This window comes from Oleiphilus sp. HI0066 (genome assembly GCF_001635725.1).
This window is the reverse complement of sequence record NZ_LWFH01000444.1, coordinates 1-865: the sequence shown is the minus strand read 5'-3', so window position 1 is coordinate 865 and position 865 is coordinate 1. Positions and strand designations below refer to the sequence as shown.

At 44.7% G+C, this 865-nt stretch carries 2 protein-coding genes; both read right to left on the bottom strand.

Annotated elements, in window-relative coordinates; all coding sequences use genetic code 11:
- A partial coding sequence (locus A3738_RS05860) for a DNA primase (RefSeq protein ID WP_231876547.1) occupies positions 1-680 on the bottom strand: 680 nt, incomplete at its 3' end.
- 62 nt (positions 681-742) lie between these two features.
- The coding region (locus A3738_RS05855; RefSeq protein ID WP_197473639.1) for a GatB/YqeY domain-containing protein at positions 743-865 on the bottom strand (123 nt) is incomplete at its 5' end.

Genomic DNA, 865 nt, shown 5'->3' with positions numbered 1-865 from the left:
TTGATGTACTTTGCTTTATCGTCGCCTAAGGTTCTTCCACCAAAACCAACAGTCTTGCCACGCATGTTCCGAATAGGAAACATCAAACGGTTCTGAAACAGATCAAAAGGTCGCTCATACTTTTGCGAGACCAATTTCATTTCAACGAGCTTAGCAAGCTGCCGGTCTCCCGCCTGACCTCCAACAAAATCTCGTTCAGCTGGCGCATAACCGATACCAAAACGCTCAATCACCTCATCACTTAAACCGCGCATTTTTATATAACGCTGTGCGACATCTTTACTGGTATGATTAGCGAGAGCTTCTCTATAACGCCTATCTACGGCATCTAAAGCTTCAAAATATGGCTTCGTTTCGTCATATGCTTGCTGCAGACGCTGGTCTCGCGGCACTTCAACACCCGCGATCTTGGCAAGTTCTTCTACTGCTTCAACAAAATTGAGATTGTCATACTCTCGCAAGAATGAGATCGCATCACCGCTCGCACCACAACCAAAGCAATGATAGAAATTCTTCTGCGCATTGACGTTAAAAGAGGGAGTATTTTCGTTATGGAATGGGCAGCAGGCTTTGTAGCTAGTTCCAGCTTTCTTTAGCTTGATTCTTGAAGAAACAACATCAACAAGCGGCACTCGCTCGCGCAGTTCTTCAATAAAGCTTTGAGGAATTTGACCTGCCATAGATTATTCCGCCGATAGAGAAACTTTAAGTAGAGGCACTTAAAAAATGTAGCGGTAGCAGATTAACTTGATAGACGTTTTTTTACTAGACCACTCACTGCGCCAACGTCTGCTCGACCTTGTAGCTGTGGTTTGAGAATAGCCATAACCTTACCCATGTCACGAACTGACTCTGCGCCAGATTC